This window comes from Vibrio sp. Vb1554 (genome assembly GCF_033344235.1).
On the sequence record NZ_JAWPOJ010000449.1, the window covers coordinates 1 to 1,053 of the forward strand.

The window sequence follows — 1,053 nt, forward strand, 5'->3', positions numbered from 1 at the left end:
CGGACTTGGTGTGTTCTTTCTCAGAACCCAGCACTTTATAACGAGCTTTCAACTCAGAGTTCATATTCAGGCACTCACTTAATCGACATCAAAGTGTCTACAATTTCTTAACCTGAATTTAAAATAGACGATCAAAGTGTCGACAATCAAGTAAATTGTCGACAATTTAGACTAAGGTCGTAGTTTGAAATGGACGAATTTAGGAAGATTTAATGATTTACAGAGGTTTTTTGTAATGGAAAGAAACAATTGTCGACAACTATAAACACTCTAATTTATTGATAATTAAAGAAAGACGTATAATTGCCGAGCAAAAAATCGAGAACCGCTACTCTTTTGGCACAAATTGGTCGTAGACTTCCTGTGCTGTCATCTTTTTAGAGTGAGGATTGAGCTCGTAGTAACCCGGCTTTTCATCAGTAAAGATTTCTAGCGTCAACTTAAAATCAGGATTATCGAATAAGCCAGCAGAAAGGATGTATTCGTTGGTTGGCAAGAGATGGTAAAACAAGTTCGTCCCACACTCGCCGCAAAAACCTCGTACAGCCCAATCTGAAGACTGATAACGTTTTGGCTCTGCACCTTTAAATGTGACTTCTGGGCCACAATGCACGGCATGAAGTGCCCCACTCGACCATTTTCGACACATTGAGCAGTGACACAAGCTCACTTCATTCTTGGGTTCTGCGATAACTTCGATTGCGCCGCACAAACATGTTCCTTTCATTCCTCTTTCCTTATTCATTTGTTGTCGCCCTATTATGGCCTACCGATAAGCAAATCCGCGTGACCTATCCCCTGTTTCTCGTCGTGAACTTTATGAACAAAATAGCCGCAATGCTCAATATTCTCTTTATCTCCGTTTTAAAGACAGACATTTAACAGTTAATTAACCTTTACACAAAGTTCAGCCTTAACGCTTACACGGCATTAAGACGGAGCAAAATAATAAGGCTCATCAAAAAATAGAGTCGCCAACATAAGGAACGTGAACATGTTAAAGGTACTCAAACCAACGCTCGCCGCTTCAATCATCGCAGCTTCATTTTCATT

At 40.1% G+C, this 1,053-nt stretch carries 1 protein-coding gene; it reads right to left on the reverse strand.

What is annotated here, in order from left to right; genetic code table 11:
• Window positions 1–328: 328 nt before the first annotated feature.
• Window positions 329–727 carry a GFA family protein gene (locus R8N28_RS26965; protein WP_005477765.1) on the reverse strand — a complete coding sequence of 133 codons (399 nt, stop codon included), beginning with the start codon at window positions 725–727 and terminating at the stop codon, window positions 329–331.
• Window positions 728–1,053 lie beyond the last annotated feature (326 nt).

Excerpts from the sequence above, each read along its gene's own strand:
- R8N28_RS26965 (WP_005477765.1), bottom strand. The coding sequence starts at position 727 with ATGAAAGGAACATGTTTGTGCGGCGCAATCGAAGTTATCGCAGAACCC.